Annotated in this window: 15 protein-coding genes and 1 pseudogene; 8 read left to right on the top strand and 8 right to left on the bottom strand. The window is 52.6% G+C overall.

Annotated elements, in window-relative coordinates:
- Positions 1-4 precede the first annotated feature (4 nt).
- From VE954_RS00385 to VE954_RS00375, 3 genes are all read right to left on the bottom strand, one after another.
- Complete coding sequence (locus tag VE954_RS00385) at positions 5-442, bottom strand: OsmC family protein (RefSeq protein ID WP_324948478.1); 438 nt, start codon at positions 440-442, stop codon at positions 5-7.
- Between the two features lie 115 nt (positions 443-557).
- Positions 558-917 (bottom strand): hypothetical protein, encoded by a 360-nt coding sequence (locus tag VE954_RS00380; protein ID WP_324948476.1) that lies wholly within the window; start codon positions 915-917, stop codon positions 558-560.
- A 47-nt stretch (positions 918-964) separates the two neighbouring features.
- Positions 965-1,144: an SEC-C metal-binding domain-containing protein gene (locus tag VE954_RS00375; RefSeq protein ID WP_324948474.1), complete on the bottom strand. Its 180-nt coding sequence runs from the start codon at positions 1,142-1,144 to the stop codon at positions 965-967.
- Positions 1,145-1,305: 161 nt separating this feature from the next.
- Between VE954_RS00375 and VE954_RS00370 the strand changes: the two genes are divergently transcribed.
- Both VE954_RS00370 and VE954_RS00365 read left to right on the top strand, forming a co-directional pair.
- On the top strand, positions 1,306-2,472 hold the full coding sequence (locus tag VE954_RS00370) for an MFS transporter (protein ID WP_324948472.1): 1,167 nt from the start codon (positions 1,306-1,308) through the stop codon (positions 2,470-2,472).
- Positions 2,473-2,559: 87 nt separating this feature from the next.
- Complete coding sequence (locus tag VE954_RS00365) at positions 2,560-3,876, top strand: phthiocerol/phthiodiolone dimycocerosyl transferase family protein (protein WP_324948470.1); 1,317 nt, start codon at positions 2,560-2,562, stop codon at positions 3,874-3,876.
- Here VE954_RS00365 and VE954_RS00360 read toward each other — a convergent pair.
- From VE954_RS00360 to VE954_RS00350, 3 genes are read right to left on the bottom strand one after another with little or no spacing between them, the layout of a single operon-like run.
- Positions 3,812-4,849 (bottom strand): methyltransferase, encoded by a 1,038-nt coding sequence (locus VE954_RS00360; protein WP_324948468.1) that lies wholly within the window; start codon positions 4,847-4,849, stop codon positions 3,812-3,814. The two genes, VE954_RS00365 and VE954_RS00360, sit on opposite strands and share 65 nt — an antisense overlap.
- Positions 4,850-4,864: 15 nt before the next feature.
- On the bottom strand, positions 4,865-5,389 hold the full coding sequence (locus tag VE954_RS00355; RefSeq protein ID WP_324948466.1) for a glutathione peroxidase: 525 nt from the start codon (positions 5,387-5,389) through the stop codon (positions 4,865-4,867).
- A gap of 53 nt (positions 5,390-5,442) precedes the next feature.
- Positions 5,443-8,304 (bottom strand): 7TM diverse intracellular signaling domain-containing protein, encoded by a 2,862-nt coding sequence (locus tag VE954_RS00350; protein WP_324948464.1) that lies wholly within the window; start codon positions 8,302-8,304, stop codon positions 5,443-5,445.
- Positions 8,305-8,495: 191 nt separating this feature from the next.
- Here VE954_RS00350 and VE954_RS00345 point away from each other — a divergent pair, with 191 nt between their 5' ends.
- The 3 genes from VE954_RS00345 (at position 8,496) to VE954_RS00335 (ending at position 12,687) form a co-directional block, all read left to right on the top strand.
- Complete coding sequence (locus tag VE954_RS00345; RefSeq protein ID WP_324948462.1) at positions 8,496-11,216, top strand: ATP-binding protein; 2,721 nt, start codon at positions 8,496-8,498, stop codon at positions 11,214-11,216.
- 89 nt (positions 11,217-11,305) lie between these two features.
- Positions 11,306-11,713 (top strand): hypothetical protein, encoded by a 408-nt coding sequence (locus VE954_RS00340; protein WP_324948460.1) that lies wholly within the window; start codon positions 11,306-11,308, stop codon positions 11,711-11,713.
- Positions 11,714-11,805: 92 nt separating this feature from the next.
- Positions 11,806-12,687, top strand: a complete 882-nt coding sequence (locus VE954_RS00335) for a hypothetical protein (protein ID WP_324948458.1) — start codon at positions 11,806-11,808, stop codon at positions 12,685-12,687.
- 12 nt (positions 12,688-12,699) lie between these two features.
- Here the strand turns inward: VE954_RS00335 and VE954_RS00330 are convergent, their stop codons facing one another.
- Positions 12,700-14,376, bottom strand: a complete 1,677-nt coding sequence (locus VE954_RS00330; RefSeq protein ID WP_324948456.1) for a S8 family serine peptidase — start codon at positions 14,374-14,376, stop codon at positions 12,700-12,702.
- 189 nt (positions 14,377-14,565) lie between these two features.
- Between VE954_RS00330 and VE954_RS00325 the strand changes: the two genes are divergently transcribed.
- The 3 genes from VE954_RS00325 to VE954_RS00315 all read left to right on the top strand — a co-directional run bounded on the left by VE954_RS00325 (position 14,566) and on the right by VE954_RS00315 (position 18,822).
- Complete coding sequence (locus tag VE954_RS00325) at positions 14,566-15,831, top strand: thioredoxin domain-containing protein (protein ID WP_324948455.1); 1,266 nt, start codon at positions 14,566-14,568, stop codon at positions 15,829-15,831.
- Positions 15,832-15,919: 88 nt separating this feature from the next.
- Positions 15,920-16,516 (top strand): sigma-70 family RNA polymerase sigma factor, encoded by a 597-nt coding sequence (locus VE954_RS00320; RefSeq protein WP_324948453.1) that lies wholly within the window; start codon positions 15,920-15,922, stop codon positions 16,514-16,516.
- A gap of 2 nt (positions 16,517-16,518) precedes the next feature.
- The gene (locus VE954_RS00315) at positions 16,519-18,822 is read left to right on the top strand and encodes a protein kinase domain-containing protein (protein WP_324948451.1); all 2,304 of its coding nucleotides are present in this window, start codon (positions 16,519-16,521) and stop codon (positions 18,820-18,822) included.
- An 8-nt stretch (positions 18,823-18,830) separates the two neighbouring features.
- Here the strand turns inward: VE954_RS00315 and VE954_RS00310 are convergent.
- Positions 18,831-19,125, bottom strand: a pseudogene (locus tag VE954_RS00310) (hypothetical protein); the annotation flags it as partial.

The raw sequence follows: 19,125 nt of genomic DNA, 5'->3' as shown, positions 1-19,125 counted from the left end.
TCGGTCAGTACGTTGGCTTCATCAGATGCGCTTCAAGAATGATCTTGGCGTTCAGCAGCTTCGAAACGGGGCAGTTGGCCTTCGCTTCAGCAGCAAGTTCCTTGAATTTATGCTCCGCGATTTCGGGAATGGAAGCTTCCAGGGTGAGCTTGGATTCCTTGATGGTGAACCCGCCCCCTTCCTTTTCCATGGAAATAACGGCTTTGGTCTTTAACTCGCGGGCCTGGAAGCCAGCTTCCGCCAAGCGAAAGGCCAGGGCCATGGAAAAACAGCTGGCATGCGCTGCCGCAATCAGTTCCTCGGGATTGGTGCCTTTACCCTGCTCAAAACGGGAGGTGAATCCGTAGGCTACGCCGCTCAGAGCCTTGCTTTGAGTCGTGATTTCACCCTGACCCGTTTTCCCATCACCGCGCCAAACAACATCTGCTTCTTTCCTGATCATGAGATTCTCCCTTGTTGATACTTTGGAACGTATCACAACCTGGAAATCGGTCCGATCGCAAGTTCATTGTCCGCATTGGGTGTAAATAGGCAGAAACCGGCGTCCGCGGCACGTCTTAGTTTTTGTGAGGGAGTTGGCTCAGATCCGCGATCACCTGAAAGCTCTTGCCGTGGATCGTATAATCCTTGTCTTCAAAGGACAGCGAGAGTTCGCAGTCTCGCTCGCAATTCAGGTCGACGGGAATCCGGCCGTTCAGCGCTTTGCCGGGAACTCCATAGAGTTCACCATCGGTCAGGCGACCTTTTTTCGGCAGTTTGGAATACTTGGGCTGACCGACTTTGAGGGTGGCCGGCACCGACACGGCAGGGCTGCCGGCCTGCACAATCACAACATGACTGAAAATAATTTCCAGTTCGTTGGTACCGGTTTTAATCTCGGCGATCTCGGAACCATGAAAATCAATTTCCAGTTTCATGTGGGTCTCGTGGGTATTAAAAAGGTGTCCTTAAAAAATACCCGGCTTCACGAACCCTTGCCACAGCATTTCTTGTATTTCTGCTGTGAACCGCAAGGACAGGGGTCATTGCGTCCCACCTTGACTTCTTTACGAACAAAGGGTTCCAGATGATGGTGATGCGAACAGTTGGGACCATGCACATGACCTTGTTCTATTTTTTCCGGGCTTTGCTTTGGATCTTCCATCAAATTCTCCTGACTAAAAAGGGACGGACCGCACTTTACCCTGATGCGTCAATGTCAGCAAGCGCGAGATAGTGTCCGCAAACCGAAGGCGTCAGTGGGAAGCCTCGATGTCCTGGGTTACACTGACTTTTTGATGAGTTGCTCGGATAAGGATGGGCTTCATGTCTTCAGAAACGCGTATGCATTCGGGTGTCTGGTTTTCTTTGGCGCTGTTGGCGGCTGGTAACGTTCTCGGCATAGCAGGCATCGATTTGGTTCTGCCCGCCATTCCGAGTTTACCCCAGACATTAGGCGGAACGGCTGCGACAGCGCAGTTGGTTTTAGCCAGTTTTGTGGCGGGAACGGCCGGTGGCTTATTGCTCTTCGGCAACCTCGGCCATCGCGTGGATCAGCGCTGGCTGCTCGCGATTTCGTTGACACTCTATGCCCTTATGTCGTTCGCCTGCGCTGTGGCTCCCAATATCGGGACTTTGATTGCGCTTCGGTTTTTACAAGGAGCCAGTGGTTCCGCCGCGGTCGTGTTTGGTCCGGGATTCATTCGGCGCCTGCTGCCGCCTGACAAGGCTGTGCGCATGATCGGTCTTATCGGCAGTATTGAGTCCCTGGTGCCCGCGTTTGCGCCCGTGATCGGGGCTTTTCTTCTGGTGCGTTGGGGATGGGCTGCGTCCTTTCATTTAAGCGCTGCCTTAACCGCGCTGCTGGCCCTGGCCTCGTTTGTTTGGCTGAAACACCTGCCCCAGGTTCCGCCCATGACATCACCGGGCAGCTATCAAAAGCTTCTGCGGGACCCTACGTACCTGCGTTATGCGCTAAGCCAAGCCTTTGTTCTGGGTGGACTTCTGACCTTTGTTTTTGGGGCCCCGAGCGTCATCGTTCATAGCTGGGGCGGCGTGCTCTCCGATTTCATTCGCATGCAGATGATTGCGGTTTTTAGCTATATCGTCGCCGCAAACTCGGCTCAGAAAGCTGTCGCCCGCTGGGGATCCGAGACGATGATTCATCTGGGGACCTGGCTTGCGGCCTTCTCGGGAGTGGCTCTGTTCATCTATGGCCTCATCGGCGGCCGGAATCCAATGATCCTGATTCCCCTCTTCCTCCCGATGAACGTCGGTTTGGGACTTCGTGGACCACCCGGATTTTTTCAAGCGATCGTGGCCGCCAAGGGTGATGATGCGCGCGGATCCGCCCTCGTCATCCTGGCGATTATGGGCACATCGGCTTTGGGAACAGCCCTGGTGGCGCCATTCATTGAGCAGGGACTGCCGGCTTTGGGCGCGGTGACCGCGGGGATTTTGCTGGCGGCCGTCGGCATCCTGCGGTGGAAGTAGTCTTCATCGTGGCTTCACTTTTTTCGTATGGACATTCACCAGGAGAGCTCTTAGCTTGCGGAAACGTCACCACACCAAGAGTTGAATATGGAACGTTATCTGGGCGGGCTTGAGCGGCAGTTCTACCAACAGAACCTGGTGGGCTCCACCAATATATGCACGGTGATAAGACTGCATGGTTCGCTGGATATGGCACGCCTGCAGCGGGCCACGCACGACCTTGGGGAAACCTGGCCTTTGCTGCGAGCCTCGATTTTTGCCGATCCTTATCTGCGGTTTTCAATGCACGCGGCACCGGCTTCGATGCCCTTTCATAGGGAGCGGATGCAAAGCGAAGAGCACTGGCGTCGGCTTCTTGTCAAGGAACTCCATCGTCAGTATCCCATCGGCGAAGGGCTGGGTTGTGTGCATGTTCTGGAAGGCGACCGGGGCTGTGATATTCTTTTGAGCCTGAGTCATGCGTTGGCCGATGGCCTTTCGTCGAGTTACCTGCTGCGCTGCCTGCTCCTTCTGTATAAGGGTGAATCCGTGCCAGGGGCCAGGCCCTCTCTGCCCATGGAACAACGTTTCCCGGCCCTCTATCGCGGTTTTCGCGGCTGGTGGCAGGCTTTCAAATTTATTTTCACTCTTGGTAAAATGGGACCAGCCTTACAGATCGGTGAACCGGTGTGGACTCGGCAGACGCTGTCCCATGGCTTTGTCTTTGATCATTCGCAGGAATTGAATGCCCTCGCCCGGAAGCATGGCAGCAATCTGTTCGGAGCCTTCTGTGCGCTCGCGCTTCAGACCATGTTTGAACTTTATGGTGAGGGCGAGTCGCAGAATTTATCGTTGAATACCCCGGTCAGTTTAAGATCCGGTGTCGGCGCTGGTCCTGACGAAGTGGGACTGTTTATTGCGGGTCATATGGCGCTTTATCAGCTGCATTGCACGATGGATATTTGGGACCTTGCCAAACGATGTCACGACACCCTCAGGTCCGGAGTCGAGGCAGGGCGCCCCTATCTGCTCGCGCGCCTGGCCGGAGGCGCCCGCAAACCCAAACCTCCGAAAAATTCCTCGTATGCAGCCCAGCACCGCCCCACAGTCAGCATCAGCAACCTGGGGCGGGTGGAGGATTTTGCAGCGTTGGATACCGCGCAGGTGTATGAACATCACGCCCTGAGCGCACAGGGCGTCAAGGATCCTTTCGCCTTTGTCCTCATTTCCTATCAAGGCCGACTCTATGTCGACCTTCAAACATCACTGGAAAAAATGGGACCTGAAGCCGGGCCTAAAATTTTACGCCGGTTGGAAGAGAAGCTGCAGAATCTGGTGAAGGCACCGCTCAGCTTTGAGGTTAAAGCGCATGAGCCTGGAGCAAGGAATAGTAGCCAAATCGTGCCACAACCCTTGGCCCACTAAACCCGGCCTCTTGAAATAATTTCCCGAAATCGGATCGGGTCAATTGGGCTCCACCAAATCCCATCTGCATTTGCATATGAAAGATGGTGGCCATAAGCGGGCCATTGCGATTCTCGTTTCTCAGCACTTCCAGAACATAGAGGCGACCCCGATGCCTGGGCTTATCCTCGACTGTCGCTCGCGCCTGTTGAAGCAGGATCTGGACATCCTTGAGCGGCCAATCATGAAGGACATTGCTGAAGTAAATAGCATCGCAGCCTTGGGCCCAAGCGTCCTTGAAAAAATCTGCAGGATGAAAGTCGATATTTTTTGCGCCCCGCTTTTCGACCCATGACTGGGCCTGCTTGCACATGGCGGGCAGATCCAAAATCGTCACGCGGGTTTCGGGTTGGTGTTCCGTCAGTGTCACAGCAAAAGCACCGGAACCACCGCCCACATCCAGAATATGCTCGACCCCCTGAAAAGCCTTGGAACGGACCACGGCCGTGGAAGGGGCTTTAATCACGGAATCCATGCCTGCGGCAGCGTCCTTGACCGATGCATCCTCATCGGGGTTCTCCCGCCACGTATCACCGAAGGTCCTAAGGATGGGAGTGATTTCCCGAAGCTTACGGACGATCCACTTATGCTCGGGTGTTTCAAAATGTTTGGATAGCTCAGCCAAACGAGAGAGTGGGCTGGAAGGCACAAGATAGGCTCGCGCGTCCGGAGCCAGACCAAAGACCTTATTTTTCTCCTGGGCAAATCCCATGGCGACCATCACCCGGAGTATGCTTTCCGTCGAAACAGGATGAAGGCCCAAAGACCCCGCCAGCACATGGGGAGCCTGCGCCCCTTTATGCAAGGCTTCGGTGAGACCACCTTCAATGGCAGCGGTGACAGCTGCCCAACCCCAAGGCGCAATCCAAAAGTCAGCAATTCTGCGGTCATCTGGAATGACTTTAAGCGCTTTGAACGAGCCTTGTACCTTCATCGCATGCTCCCCATCTTAGAGCAGTTTTTCAATCCGAGACGCCAGTTCTTCAGGTTTGACGCTCGAACCGAAACGGCCGACGACTTCGCCCTTGCGATTGATGAGGAATTTTTCGAAATTCCATTGGACGTCGCCTTTTTCGGGGGCGGCCTTGGTGAGGTACTCAAAAACCGGATCGATGTCCTTGCCTTTGACCGCAACACGTTTTGAAAGAGGGAACGTGACGCCATATTTCAGCTTGCAGAAACTGGCAACTTCCTTATCCGTTTTGAGCTCCTGCTCAAAGGTTGGGGAAGGGAAACCAATCACGGTCAAGCCCTTGCCTTCATAAGTTTTGTAGAGTTTTTCAAGCCCTTCATACTGGCTGGTATAACCGCATTCGGAAGCGGTGTTAACCAGAAGCACGACCTTGCCTTTGTAGGCATCCAGGCTCTTGGTTTGGCCTTGAATACTGGTATATTTGAGGCCATAGAATTTGTCCGATGCAAAACCGCCGGCACTTATAAGCAGGAGGGCCCAAGCTAACATAAAATGTTTCATAGGAGTTCCTTTCGGAGTAAGAGAGACATTCATCTTACGGGATTTCCAAATGATCAGCCAGCTGCGAGGTGAACCTCGTCACGCTTCTTCCTTCGATAGAATCGGTTGGGCAACATGATCAGGATTTTAAAGGGCAGGGAATGCTGGAGTGGTTGATTTTCGTCGACTCTGACCTGAACATCACCACCAACTTCACGGATAAATTTGCGAACGGCATCCATGCCCATGCCCCGACCGGAGATCTCGGTTATGCTGGCAGCTGTGCTCAGGCCGGGCTGAAAGATCAGGTCCGCGATCGTTTGGGGCGTCAGAACCTGGCCCAGCCCAGCCTGACCGGCTCTGGCTTTCAATTCCTGAACTGCAAGCCCCCGACCATCATCCTCGATCAAGATGTGCAACTGCTGATCGTGTTCATCCAATTGAAATTTGATGCAGCCAAACGGTGCCTTGCCTTTTTCCATGCGTTCGTTGGCTGGTTCGATACCATGATCCATCGCATTGCGTAGCACATGAATGATCGACTTGCCCAGAGCGTTCTTGGCATCATGACTGAGTATGAATTCGTCGGCATCCACCAGAATCAGCGGGTGTTCCTTGCCCAGATCGCGGGCAATGCGCTCGGCGGCACCCAGGAAATCCTGCAGGAATTCGGTGGCATCTTGAAAGACCTCCTGCTCCAGGACTTTTAAGGAGTTGAGGAGCTTGCTATGAAGCGACGGCTGGTTGATACTCGTGCTGAGTTTGCTCAGCAAATGACAGTGCTGCTCCAAAAACTCACGGGACACCCCGATTTCATCGCTTCTGGTCTTATTGCGACCCAGCACCTGATGAAAAATGTGCTGATAATGATCGAGCATCGCCTGAATGCTTTCAATTTGCGCCAGCAGGACCGATTGATTCCAATTCTCATGAATATTTTTAAGAAGATCAACGTAACCATGTTCCACATCATGGACCAGGCTGGTGATTTTTTTCAGTCCTAGCGTACGTGCTGAACCCTTGATGGTATGCAGATTGATGAACAGTATTTTACCGACATCATCGAGACCATCCTTGTTGCATCCAATGAGTCTGACGTTTTCCTGCAGAAGATGCAGGGACGAATCCATAAAGACTCGAAAATTCTCCACATGAATGGGGAGAATCTCTTGAATATAACTGAGTTCTTCCTTCTGATCCTGGCTTTCCCGCTCAATGTCCCGCAAAGCCGTCACATCATTGAGCGTAACCTGAATCCCTTCCACGATGCTGCGACTGTTCGCAATCGGAACCCAGCTGACCTGCAAAGACCTATGCTTGCCGTCCCTCTGAAACTCCACTTCTGTCACCAGCTGACTCGCATTGATTTCAAAATTCAGGACGTCTTCACCCAGACTTGCGGCCAGGGTTGCCATGATGCGATCCTTCTCGTCCGAAGAGAGAGACATGGGATCGAGGAGAAGCGATTCGATGGGCTGATGGGTGATGGCGTTGGTACCGAGTATGATTTCGAGGTGTCTGGAATATTCCGAGTCCGCAATTCCAGGCGGGATAATACTCACCACGCCCTGCGGAATGTTATCCAGCATGGACCGGAGCCGCAGGGTCTTCTTTTCAACCTCTTCCTGAAGCGAAACAGACAGCCGCTGGGCGGTACGAAAGGCGTGCGCGAAAAGTTTGGCCACGAGTTGCCCATTGGCAAACAAGAGGAGGGTCATCCCAATGGGCGTGATGAAGAGCGGAGATGAACGATAGCCCATGCCAATGCTCATGTCATAGACCACGGACATCGCCGTAATAGCGCCGCCAATGGTCAGATAAAGGCTGCCTTTGGCCTTAATTTTCAGGGCCTGAAGCGCGGCATAAAGATAAGTGGCCACCTGCACGACAAGAATCAGATTTATGAAGAGGATAAAGTTGGGATAGACTGCAGGACCCGTTAGCACGCAAAAAACAAGAATAACCAGACCCAGAGCGGTATGAATCTTCCCAAGAGTTCGAAGATTCTTGAGTTCAAACGATTCAATAGCGAACCAGGATGCGGTGCCACCCATGACACCCAGCAGGCCGAATTCCATGGCGCGAATGGCGGAAAAGAAAGTAACGGATGACTCGGGAAAAAGAACCATTTGAATCTGAGGGGAACAACTGAAGTGCCTCAGGAACACGGCGCTGCTCCAGACACCGAGCAAAAGTGCTGCTTTATCTTCACGACGATGAAAATAAAAGCTGAGATAGTAAAGTGACATGATAAACATGCCTCCTGCCACCAAAGCATCCAGCAGGAAGACCAAATCCAGCTCATGTTTCAAGGCTTCATAGGAACCCAGATGTGGGGACGTCCAAAGGTTGGTATCCGTATAATAGTGTCCACTCAAATGCACCAACAGCAAATAATGACCACTGCCGCTTCCATTCCAAAGCCCCAGGGGCGAAGCCACCTGCGGAATTGAGTTTTCACGTCGAGCTGAAGGCTTTCCCACCGTCACCAGAGAACGCATGGGACCAGGGCGGTCGAGATCCAGCACAAAAACCTGATAAGCTGTGTCGCCTCGCAGATGCAGACCCACGTTTTCAAACGGCGCTTTCATATTGCGAATTTCCAGAACCAGCGTGCCCCATCGGCCTTCGCCCCGGGGATTTTTATACTGATCCGCCAGCTGACTTAAGCCACCTGGAATGGGTATTTTTAAAGGAGCGACCTTGCCAAAGCCTTCTGACTGAATATCCGTTTCCCTTAGAAAAACCTCGGGATAAAAATGCCACTCGCCATCCAAAGCGACGGGAGTTTGCCAGGACGTGGTGCCGAGGTCGAGGACTCCGTTTATGGCCGCTCCATGGAGGGGACTGACATGAAACCAGACCATGGCCGCTATCACCTGGACCAGGCATGAGCGCCACTTGCGATTCCAATGATGTGTCAACGCCCGAACCATTCCACCAGCCTCCCAATCTGCTTTGATTCGGCTACAAAAATTAGAAGCTGATAGGAAAATCCTGCCCGTGGCATAAAACAGGGCGTCAGGCAGTTTTTTCCCGGGTACTTTCTCCTCTCAAAGATCCATTCCATTTCCGTTAAACTGGATGAATGTGAGAACCGTTCGACGTATGGAGATAACGCCAACTCATGAAGCACTGCGCCCTCTTAAAAGGCCGAATCGTATGGCTTCTAAGCTTCATGCTGCTTGGCGCTTCCATCTGTTCCCCTGTTTTTGCTCAATCGTCTGCACCCGCTTCGCTCCGACTGGACAAAAATCATCTCATGTCCATTCGAATGGGTCTGGAAGATGATCTGAATGCCCTGCTCGCTTGGGCCCGCGACGAGCTACGCCGCACCGATCCTCAAAAAGAGCCGGATGCCTGGATTCGCCTTAAATACGCTGAAGCCGCAGTGCTCCTCTCGAAGGAAAATCTTGCCGATCCTGTCGCCTTTGTTCAGGAACCGATGCAATTGGCTCTGCAAAGGGGACTTAAGGAAGAGCACCTGCTCCTCATGGAAATCAGTAAGGGCGTCAGCTGGGATGCGGGGGATGAAGATCAAAAATATGCGGAACTCGCGACCGCAGCCCGCCACCACAACCTGCAACATCTTGAGGCCCGTTATCTGGCCCTGCAGGGTTATGTCTTAATGAGCAAGGGGGACTACGATAAAGGTCTGCAGCCCATGATGACATCCATGAACATCATGCAAAAGGCTGAAGGCATTGACGAGCTCGATCGCATGAGTATCCGCTCCGCGCTAGCCCAGGCCTTTGCCAGTGGCTCCGACCTGGCCCGAGCCATGGACATGGATCGGGACATCGTCGCCTATGCGCGTCGTAAAAATTTGCGTGGCATGCTGGCCACCTCTCTCCATAACATTGCGGGCTACTATGAAGAGCAAGGCGCGGAGCAGTTGAAGGAAGCTCAGACGTACTATACTGAGGCGCTGAAAATTGGCCGAAGCCTGGGTGGGCACTACACGGTTGGCCCTTCTTTGATTGGCTTGAGCGCCATCGCCCGGCGCCAGAATAAATTTCAGGAAGCCATCCAGTATGCGCGAGAAGCCGTACAAACCTTTAAAGATCCTGTCAGCTACTGGAAAGCCGAAGCCTGGCTGATGGCGGCCGGTGCCCAGATTGCCTCAAAAAAATATGAAGACAGCCTTCAGAGTCTGGATGCCGCAGAGAGGAGCGCTCCCCCTGAACTGGCTCGTCTGTTTGTTAAAATTCATCAGCAGCGGGCCGAGGCTTATGAAAAGTCCAACCGCCCGGTTCAGGCCCTGGCAGCTTTAAAGGCTTATGTCGCGGCTACCAAGGACATTAAGCAGAATGAGGCCCAGGCCAGCTATTCCAAAGGCCTGGCTGAGCTCGGCATCGAACAGGAGCAGGAAAAAAATGAGCTGCTCCTGAAGGAAAACGAACTGCAAAGTCAGAAGCTCAAATCAGCAGAACGCATTCAAAATTTGACCTTGAGTGTTTTGACGCTGGCCTTGGGTGCCCTGGTTTTGCTGATGATTGTCGTGATGAAAGCTCGCGAGGTGCGGCGGCGCAAGTTCAAAATGCAAAGGATCCTCGATAATATCGACGAAGGCATCCTGACCATCAATGCTCAGCTCCAGATTGAAGGGGAATATTCCCAGCATCTCCTCCAGTTCCTTGGCATTGATGCCATCCCCAAGGGGGCGGATGCCATGGATACGATCCTCCAGCATGCGCGTATTGAGGGTGAGCAGCGCGGGATGATCAAGGAGATCTTGCGCAATACTCTAGGGGAAAGCGCTCTGGCCTGGGAACTGAATGAAGCCAACCTGCCCAAGGAACTTCTTTTTGAGGGGGAACAGGTCCGCACTGCGGCCTTGCATTGGGTTCCCATCTTCGATCACCATGGGATTCTCAAACGCGTTTTGCTGAGTCTCAGGGACCAGACGGAGCGAGTGAAATTACAGGCTGAAATTCAACGGCATATGCTCCTGCTCGATCGGAAGGAACTTGAAGTCACCGAGCTGTTCAATAAGGATCCGGCTCAGTGTCATGCCGTCCTGGATTCCAGTTCAAAGTGGATTCAGAACCGAATTTGGCAGCAGGATTCCGACCAGAAAAAACAAGCCCTGCGGCAGCTGCATACGCTGAAAGGCAATGCGCGGGCCTCCGGACTTTGGCAGTTAAGCCATGCCATTCACCGGCTTGAAGATGAACTGCAGAACGCCAGCACGGATGTCGCCATTCTTCCCGGCGAAACACATCTCAACGACCTCATTGCCGAGTACCGGCACCTTCTCAACGATATTTTGCATCTGGCGCCGGAGCCTCACTCGCAACTCCGATCGTTATTGGATGCGGTGCGTCCGCTGCTGCCCGATTTGAATCAAAGGTTGGAGCAGGGTGGCTTCAAGCTTGAGAGTATCAATGTCCATGATGCCATCATTCACTGGGATCCGGCCTTGTTCCAATCGGCGACCGATATGATCATGCATGCCTTGAATAATTCCATTGATCATGGATTTTTGCGAAGCCATCGGCATAGTCAGCCGACACGCGACGTCCAGTTGATCATCAAAGCCTACCAGACCGATGGATCCCTCTGCCTTGAAATTCTCGACAACGGGGCCGGATTGGATTTACAAAAGATTTCTCGAAGGGCGCAGCAATTGAATCTGACACCGCCCAAGGACGACCCCTACCAGGTGTTATTCGAAGATGGCTTCAGTACAGCCAATGATGTCTCTGAAAGCAGTGGCAGGGGCGTAGGCCTCTCCGCACTTGCCGCGTTAAGTCGGCAATGGAATGGCAGCGTTCGTATCAGTCCTGGTGCAGGCGGTCGCGGAACGCTGGTCCAAATTCATATTCCTTTGCCACGCGCGGCCTAGACTTTTCCCGCCTTTCCCGCATAATTCTTGCAACGCCTATCCTTAGACAAACAAATTCGAATGAATTCCTGGCAAGGGGTACTGCACAAGTGTCCAAATATTTTGCGCTGTCAAACCTTATGACGCTGATCTTGGGCCTCTTCCTGAACGGCTGCGGTTGGCTGCAGGAAGTGAAGTACAAGTCAGGTCTGGTATCGTTTCGCATCACAGATGTGACACTGGATCCCGACAATGGTGAGGTGACATTGAGTTGGTCCAAAGCCTCGGATGTGCGTATGTACCGGGTGTGGATCAGTCGCAATTCCAGCTGCTCGGATAGCAGCAACATGGTGGCTGTGGAACGCCGATCCCACACCTTCAAAGCTATGGGTCCCGGCACTTTTTTTGCCTGTGTGGAGGCTGTGCCTAAGTACAAATCGATGTCGATCAATACATTATCTCCGATTACGCAGACGTGGAAGGGACAGGTTACGCTGCGAAAAATCAGGGTCGTGTGATCGCGATAGACGCCCACCGCCAGGGGACTTGGACAAAAATTGGCGACAACTTTCCTCCATCGAAGCTGGTCAGCACGCAGGGCGGTATTGTCTTGCAGTCTCACGCAGGGCTGCTCGTTGTTGACGGCCAGGGGCAACGTCTCAAGGAAACCGCCATCCTGGAAACCCTGTACCCCACCACATCCTATCATTACGCGTGGTCCGATGGACAGCTCATGGCTCTCAGCAATGAACCAGACCAAAGTCGACTCTTTCGATGGGACGACGCAGCCAAAACCCCCTGGAAAGTCGTGGCTGCATTTCCTCAAGCATCAGTCCTGGGATTTCATTTGGTGAATCCGAATGAACTGATCTTTCTTTTAAAGGACCTTGGCGCCGATAATCTGCAATGGTGGTCGATTGACCCCACAGACGGAAGTTCGCCCCAACTTGTGAGTTCGATCAGTTTGGCTTCGCAGTTGGGCAACGTCTTTAACTCGACAGCCAGTGTGTATTACGATGGAGGATTCACGCTTGCTGATGACCGGGGACTCTATCGCATCACACCAACGGCAATTACCTTGCTGGCGTCGCAGACAGGGATGCAGCCCCGCCGCGTCTATCACTTTCCAGGAGCGGAGCATGAAATTCTGGTCATGGGCGAGACCTTATACCTTCACGCCGGTCCCGCGTCCCTCACCTGCACGGTTGTCCCTGTGAACATGAACAGTTGGTACAGCTGGAACACAACCAAGCCAACTGTTGAGCCTATTTTAAAAGATTCCTATGGTTTCAATCATGCCTTGGCAGCGGGACCGGTCGCCATGAGTTCCACGACTTTAGGCAGCTTTCTGGAAATTTTCGAGAACAAAAAGCTTCTCGTCAACCCGCCTCCTTTTCGGGACGGGGCCCTCCTGGATGGTCCACAGTTGCCAGACGGACAGTTGCTCGTCAATCATGGTCAAGAGCTATGGTTTTTCAAACCCGATTTTTAACAAGCAAGAGCATCAACCCCCGCAGATCGCAGCCAACGCGTTCGGAGCTTCTCCTGTTTCCTCGCCTGCTGGCTCATCGACCGCTTGAAGTGTCGGCGGGGTACCGGCAAGGGTTCCGGTATTCAGTTCACGAATCTTTTTCATGAAATGATTCAAATCCACTTGCCCCACGTAACTCCTTGTCTCACCTTCTTCCGTAGCCAATGCCAGTTCAGATTCTTGCAAAAGGCGACGAAACGTTTTCTGCGGTGTTCCATCCGTATTGCGTTTATCGGCTGCGGCTTTCAACTGAAAAATCGCAGCGAGTCCCGCCACGTAAGGCGCCGCCATGCTTGTGCCGTCCAGCGACTTGTACCTGTTGTCGATATAAGTCGAATAGATGGCAGAACCCGGAGCTGTAATATCAGGACTTGTTCGTTTGGTGGCAGGATCCACGACGTTGGGGTCAATCCCTTTGGTCAAACTCGAAGGATAGTTGCTATAGGGGGCCAGCGTTGCATTGGGGTCCGAGGCGCCCACACAAATGGTCCCGTTATACGAACAAGGCAGCACCGTGTACTCTTCGATCGTCTGGCTCAGAACGAACAGCGTCTGCTGACGACAGTTGCCACCTAAAGGACAATTCTCATTGCCAGCGGCCACCACCACAATGATACCGGCATTCACAGCGTCACGTATGATCTGACTCTCTGTACCGTTGCTGGCCACCAAATTTTGAAAATCAACACCACCGCCAAGGCTCATGGAAATCACATGGGCGCCCTCAGCCATGGCGTAGCGAATGCCTTTATTGATAGCGTCGGTGGAACCGCCCCCTTTCTTGCTCAGGACTTTGATAGGCATGATCTTAACCTTGCCTGGGGCCACCAGCTCGCCCACCCCGACCACACCCGACTCGTCCACTTTTTTCGCGGCAATGATACCGGCGCAGTGGGTGCCGTGGCCTTCATCATCATCGGCACTGCTATCATTATTGGCGAAATCGTAGCCTTTCACGGCGCCGTTCTCGGTGAAAATATTATCTTTCAAAGCAGGATGATCCAGAGATACCCCCGTATCGAGCACCGCAACCACCACCTGATCCCGCGCGTTCGGAAGGGCATCGGCGACGGTTAAGGCTTCATCCACCTTCGTTTGATCGTAAGCCCATTGCCGGGTCGAATCATTGCTTTGATCGGGACTGATACGACCGGATTTGCTCACACGAAACGAATCCTCGACAAAGTCGAAAGCCTTCCCATCGGCTAGACGAAATGAAGTGGAAAGAGCGTCCTGGACGGCAGGCAATTTCAAAAGGGAGCTGGCGAAGGTCACACCGGCAGCCAAATTCCCCCCGAGTTCCAGAAAGCGAACGCCGTCGTCAGCGCCTGCTTCCTTGGGAACGGCGGTTACCGTTTTGATATTAAGTTGACTGCTGACGGATGCCGCTTCAAGGGCTCCATTGAGAGCATCCTTGATACGCGTGTTCAGAACTTCGGTATCATCCGTAAAATTGAGGCCGGTCTGCAATTGTCCGAGCAAAGCCTGGCTTAACCCCACTGTTAAGGAACTTCCATTCACGCTGGCAGAGAGCAGCGAACAGGCAATGGCGGCCGCAACACCGCCAGATTTTCCTCCACAGGTGGAACAGAGCACGGCCAGACCGAGAATTCCAAGACGTGATGCCACTAAATACCAACGGAACCGCATAGGATCAGCTCTCCAGAAGTTTATAAGCAGAATGTGTTAGCAGTGGGAACTTTACGATCTTTACGATACAGAAGACGCAGTCCAAATTGAAGATGTCAACTGTACGCTTCACCGTCATCTTGAAGCGTTTTGCAATATACGACCTCGGTTCATGGTCTCTCATGCAAACAAGGAACATTGGGGCTATTCATGCGCATCCTTCTTTTACTCGTTGGTTTCTGGCTTCTGCCAGCATGCGTCAGTGTGCCCAAGGTCCAGTCCCTGGCCGATTTTTATAAGCCTGATAACACCCACCGTCTTGTGACCATTCAACCGCCTTTGGCCTTGGATCTTATCAAGCAGCCTCACAAAGAACCGCTGTTGATCGAATTTTCCGCCGACTGGTGTGAACCCTGTCGCAAGCTGGAAGGTCCCCTACGCAAGCTTGCGGAAGCCAGTCGGGGTCGCTATCGGATCGTGACGGTGGATGTGACCGACAGTCTCGAAGTCATGGAAAAGTTTGGGGTCGAACAAAGGCTTCCCGCTTTTTATTTGCAGATTCCGGGCAGCAAGGAGCCGGTGCTGCGCTATGGAGGTGGCGAAGCCTTTGCTGCGATTGCGCAATTTCTTCAAAGCACAAATCTGCCGACCGCTGTGCCTTTAACTGCAAAACCGCTGGATAAGCCGAAGGCTTTTAAAGCGATCCTCGTGGCAGGAAGTTCGGACACTGCGAATTTTCTGCAGGAAATCTACTGGAACTATTCCTGGCTTCTGCAAAAGGGCTATAAATCTGCCGAAATCGGCTGTTTTTATGCCCAACCCGATCTTTTGCAGTATGCCGAGGATCGTGCTCAATTCGATGAAATGAAACCGCTTGCTGCCGCTTGCCATCCCATCAAGCTCGCACAGCTTTTGGATAGCATCACGCTGTCTCTTGCCAAACAACCCGAAAATTTTTACCTGTATGTCACGTCGCACGGTGCGCCCCCAGGAAAACCTCAGGATGCCGAACGCATGAAAAAAAATTGCATGGCGCAAGCGCCGTCGCTGGTGATGGATCAAAATCCTCCTGATTGCCGATCCAGACTGGGGTTAACAGCCCATGACCTTGCAGATGCTATGCAGCAGGGGCCAAAGACCCGGAAATATCTCGTGCTGCAGGGCTGCTACACAGGTGGTTTTATTTCGACGAAGGATGATCCTAAAACCTCGCCCAGTCCGCTGGCCGTACTGCCGAACATGAGGATACTTACGGCATCATCAGCCAATCAGGCAAGCTTTGGCTGCCATCCCGGTGCCCAGGCGACACTCTTTGGATCAGCCTATGGATTGCATGTCATTGAAGACAAACGCGATCTGGATAGCATGAATTGGGTTGAGGTTTATGCCAAAATCAAGAAGGAGGTCACCAAACTTGAGAAGGAATTGAAATTGACCCGGCGTAAAGCTTCTGAGCCGCAGTTTTTTGCAAATTAATACCACTGGCCATCCTGGTCCAGGTCGGTCAGACCCAAACGCAGAAATATATGTACTTGATTGCACAAATCATAGCCTCGGATTAGACTTGCTTGAAACAATCGAGGAATGGCAGACGAAATCTCAACAAGACATCACCAAGATGATTCAGTTGGCGGCGAAAGGCAATCACGCAGCCATCGACCTTGTATTCCCGTTGCTCTACGACGATCTGCATCGCATCGCACGCTCCTATTTTTCTACGGAGCGCAGTGATCATACCCTTCAGCCGACAGCCATAGTCCATGAAGCCTATATAAAACTCATTCAAGGCCATAGCCTGCAATTTCAGAATCGAGCTCATTTCCTGGCTCTCAGCGCCATCATGATGAGGCGGGTTTTGGTCGAGCAGGCTCGAAGCCGGCGTCGTATCAAACGAGGCGGAAAAGCCGTGCCGTTGGAGTTGAACGAGGATTTGATCGGCGCATCGGTCGATTTGGAACAAATCCTGGATGTTGATACGGCGTTGGTGAAGCTCGATCGTCTTGATGCCCGCCAGGCTCGTATTGTCGAGTTACGGTTCTTTGGCGGTCTGTCGATGGACGAGGTCGCAGCGGCACTCGACATTTCCCTGCGAACAGCAGAAAGTGATTGGTACATGGCGCGAGCCTGGCTCAAGCGCGAACTCAGTGGCCTGGACACATGAATATGGATTCTGACACGTATGCCCGAGCGAAAGAGATCTTTCAAAAGGCTATCCTATTAAATAAAGCCGAACGCCAAATCCTCATTGAACGCGAATGTAAAGGCCAGGCCGAGATCCGTGCCGAGGTCGAATCCCTGTTGCGCTTTCATGAAGACGACCCCAAGGTTGGGGTGCCTCCAGACTATACGCCCATGAAAATCGCCTTTGAGTCGACTCAAGTCAACTGTCTGCAAAGGCGTTTTCGCCGCCTGATCCAGCACAGGTTGGCTCGCTTCGCTTTATTGATTGGAATTGTCCTGATCATTGCCATGGCGGCAGGACTGGGTCGGGATAAGCTCAAAGACGCGTTAGTACACGAGACGGCAGGGCATCTTGAAAGTGTTCTGAATTCAAACTTTCAGGCGATTGAGCTCTGGTCCAGTTACCGTTTTGGCGAAGCCGAGAAATGGGGAGCTTTGCTGCAAAACGATCCTGCTCTCAAACAACTCCTTGAAATCGGTCGCAGCCTGGACAACCCCGGCAATGCTCTCATGCAGGCTCAAGCGCAAGACGATCTGAACAGGCTTATCGAGCCCAGCCTGAAGGCAGGACCTTTCCAACATTTCTTCATCTTTAACCATCGATATCTGAATATCGCCACTAATATCCGGCCTTGGGTGGGAAAAAAACTTACGGCCGATTCCGATCTCATCGCTGTTTTTGATCGAATATTGAGTGGCGAAAAATTCTTTACGCCTCGGAGGCTGTTGGGAAGCGCATTCAATACCGCGGGCGCCACTGTTAAACCGCAGTATTTCTCCTGGTTCAGCGTTCCCATCCGTGATCGTGAAGGGCGCGTGATCGCAGGCCTGGCGTTTGGACTGGACGCTGCAAAATATTTCGACCAGATTATCGAAGTCGGCCGCTGGGGTTCGTCGGGAGAAACGTATGCGTTCAATACCAAAGGTGTGCTCCTATCGGAAAGCCGATTCACCAATGAGCTGGTGGAGATCGGACTGCTGGAGAAAGATAAGAGATCAGGTCTGAATATCTCTTTGAAAGATCCAGGCGGTAACCTTTCACAAGGGTTTCGCCCTGAGAACAGGATTGAAGACTGGCCCTATACCAAAATTGTCTCGAAAGCGTTGGATCGACTTCGTCTTTATACGGACGCCATGCAAGGCCAACTTTTGGAACCCTATCGTGACTACCGTGGCGTTGATGTGATCGGTGCCTGGCGCTGGCACCCCAATTTGTATTTCGGCATCATCACAGAAATTGATGCCGACGAAGCGCTTTTGACCTTACGCGTCATCGATTTCCTGTATATAACACTGGTCGTCCTGATGGCCGTCGCCACCCTCCTGGCCGCTGTCTCCTATCTGGCATTCATTCGCATCAGGCCGGCGGCTCGGATGGGTGCCCGGATGGGGCAGTACAGCTTGCTGCGCAAGATCGCCGAAGGTGGTATTGGGGAAATCTATCTGGCGAAGCATGCCTTCTTAAAACGCCCTACAGCCATCAAAATTCTGAAGGCAGATAATAACGATCCGGAATCACTCACACGTTTCGAGGCTGAAGTCCGCGCAACCAGCCAACTGAGCCATCCCAATACCGTTGCCATTTATGATTTTGGCCGTACCGCGGATCGAAACTTCTACTATGCCATGGAATTTTTGCCAGGTATAAGTCTGGCCAGGCTGATCGAAATGGAAAAGCACCTGCCCTATCATCGGGCCGTTCATCTGCTGCTCCAGGTCTGTGGCTCTCTCAAAGAAGCCCATGCCCTGGGCATGATTCATCGTGACATCAAACCCCTCAATATCATGATTTGCCGGATTGGTGGAGATTATGATGTCGTTAAAGTGATTGATTTTGGTCTGGTGAAAAGAATCAAGGACCTGGTTCCATTGGAATCCATCGGGCCGCTCTCCAGCGACCTACGAGGCACGCCGGCTTATATAGCACCCGAGCTCCTGTCTCAACCTTCGGCCGCCAGTCCCCAAACTGATATTTATTCCCTGGGAGTCGTTGCCTATAAAATGCTGAGTGGTCACAATCTTTTTGATGCCACCCATGAAGCCGGTCTGCTCTATGATATTGTGCACACCAAACCTAAAAATTTAAGTGAACTCAGGCCGGAGCTGCCACCCGCTTTGGTCAAAATTGTGATGCAGTGTATCGAGAAAAATCCACTGATGCGGCCTCCCAGTATGGTAGCATTGTGCGCCGAACTCACAGCGACTCTGAATCTACCTTCCTGGTCCCAGGACGATGCGAAAGAGTGGTGGGGTTTACGCGACGACCTCTTGCTGCTGGCTGAGTAAAGCTGGTCTTACCGGGACATGAGCTGATGGATGCGTGCAACCAAATCACGATGCAAATTGTTCTTAGGCAGGAAACTGCTGAATTTGTGTTCGACCGCGATCTTATGCCCGGCACCATCTGACGAGATAAGCAGGACAGGGATATCTCGAAATCGGAGATTCGACCGCAGGTATTTCAGAATATCGCAACCTGATTCCGCCCGGATGTGAAGATCGGTCACCACCATATCGGGAGCAAACCCACCTTCGATCGTTTCGATGAATTCCGACTGATTGAAAACATTGAGACAGTCAAATCCATGA

The sequence above is a fragment of the Oligoflexus sp. genome, assembly GCF_035638955.1.
In the GTDB taxonomy this organism is placed as follows: Bacteria; Bdellovibrionota_B; Oligoflexia; order Oligoflexales; family Oligoflexaceae; genus Oligoflexus.
Note: the sequence above shows the minus strand (reverse complement) of the source record. Positions and strands in the feature narration are given on the sequence as shown.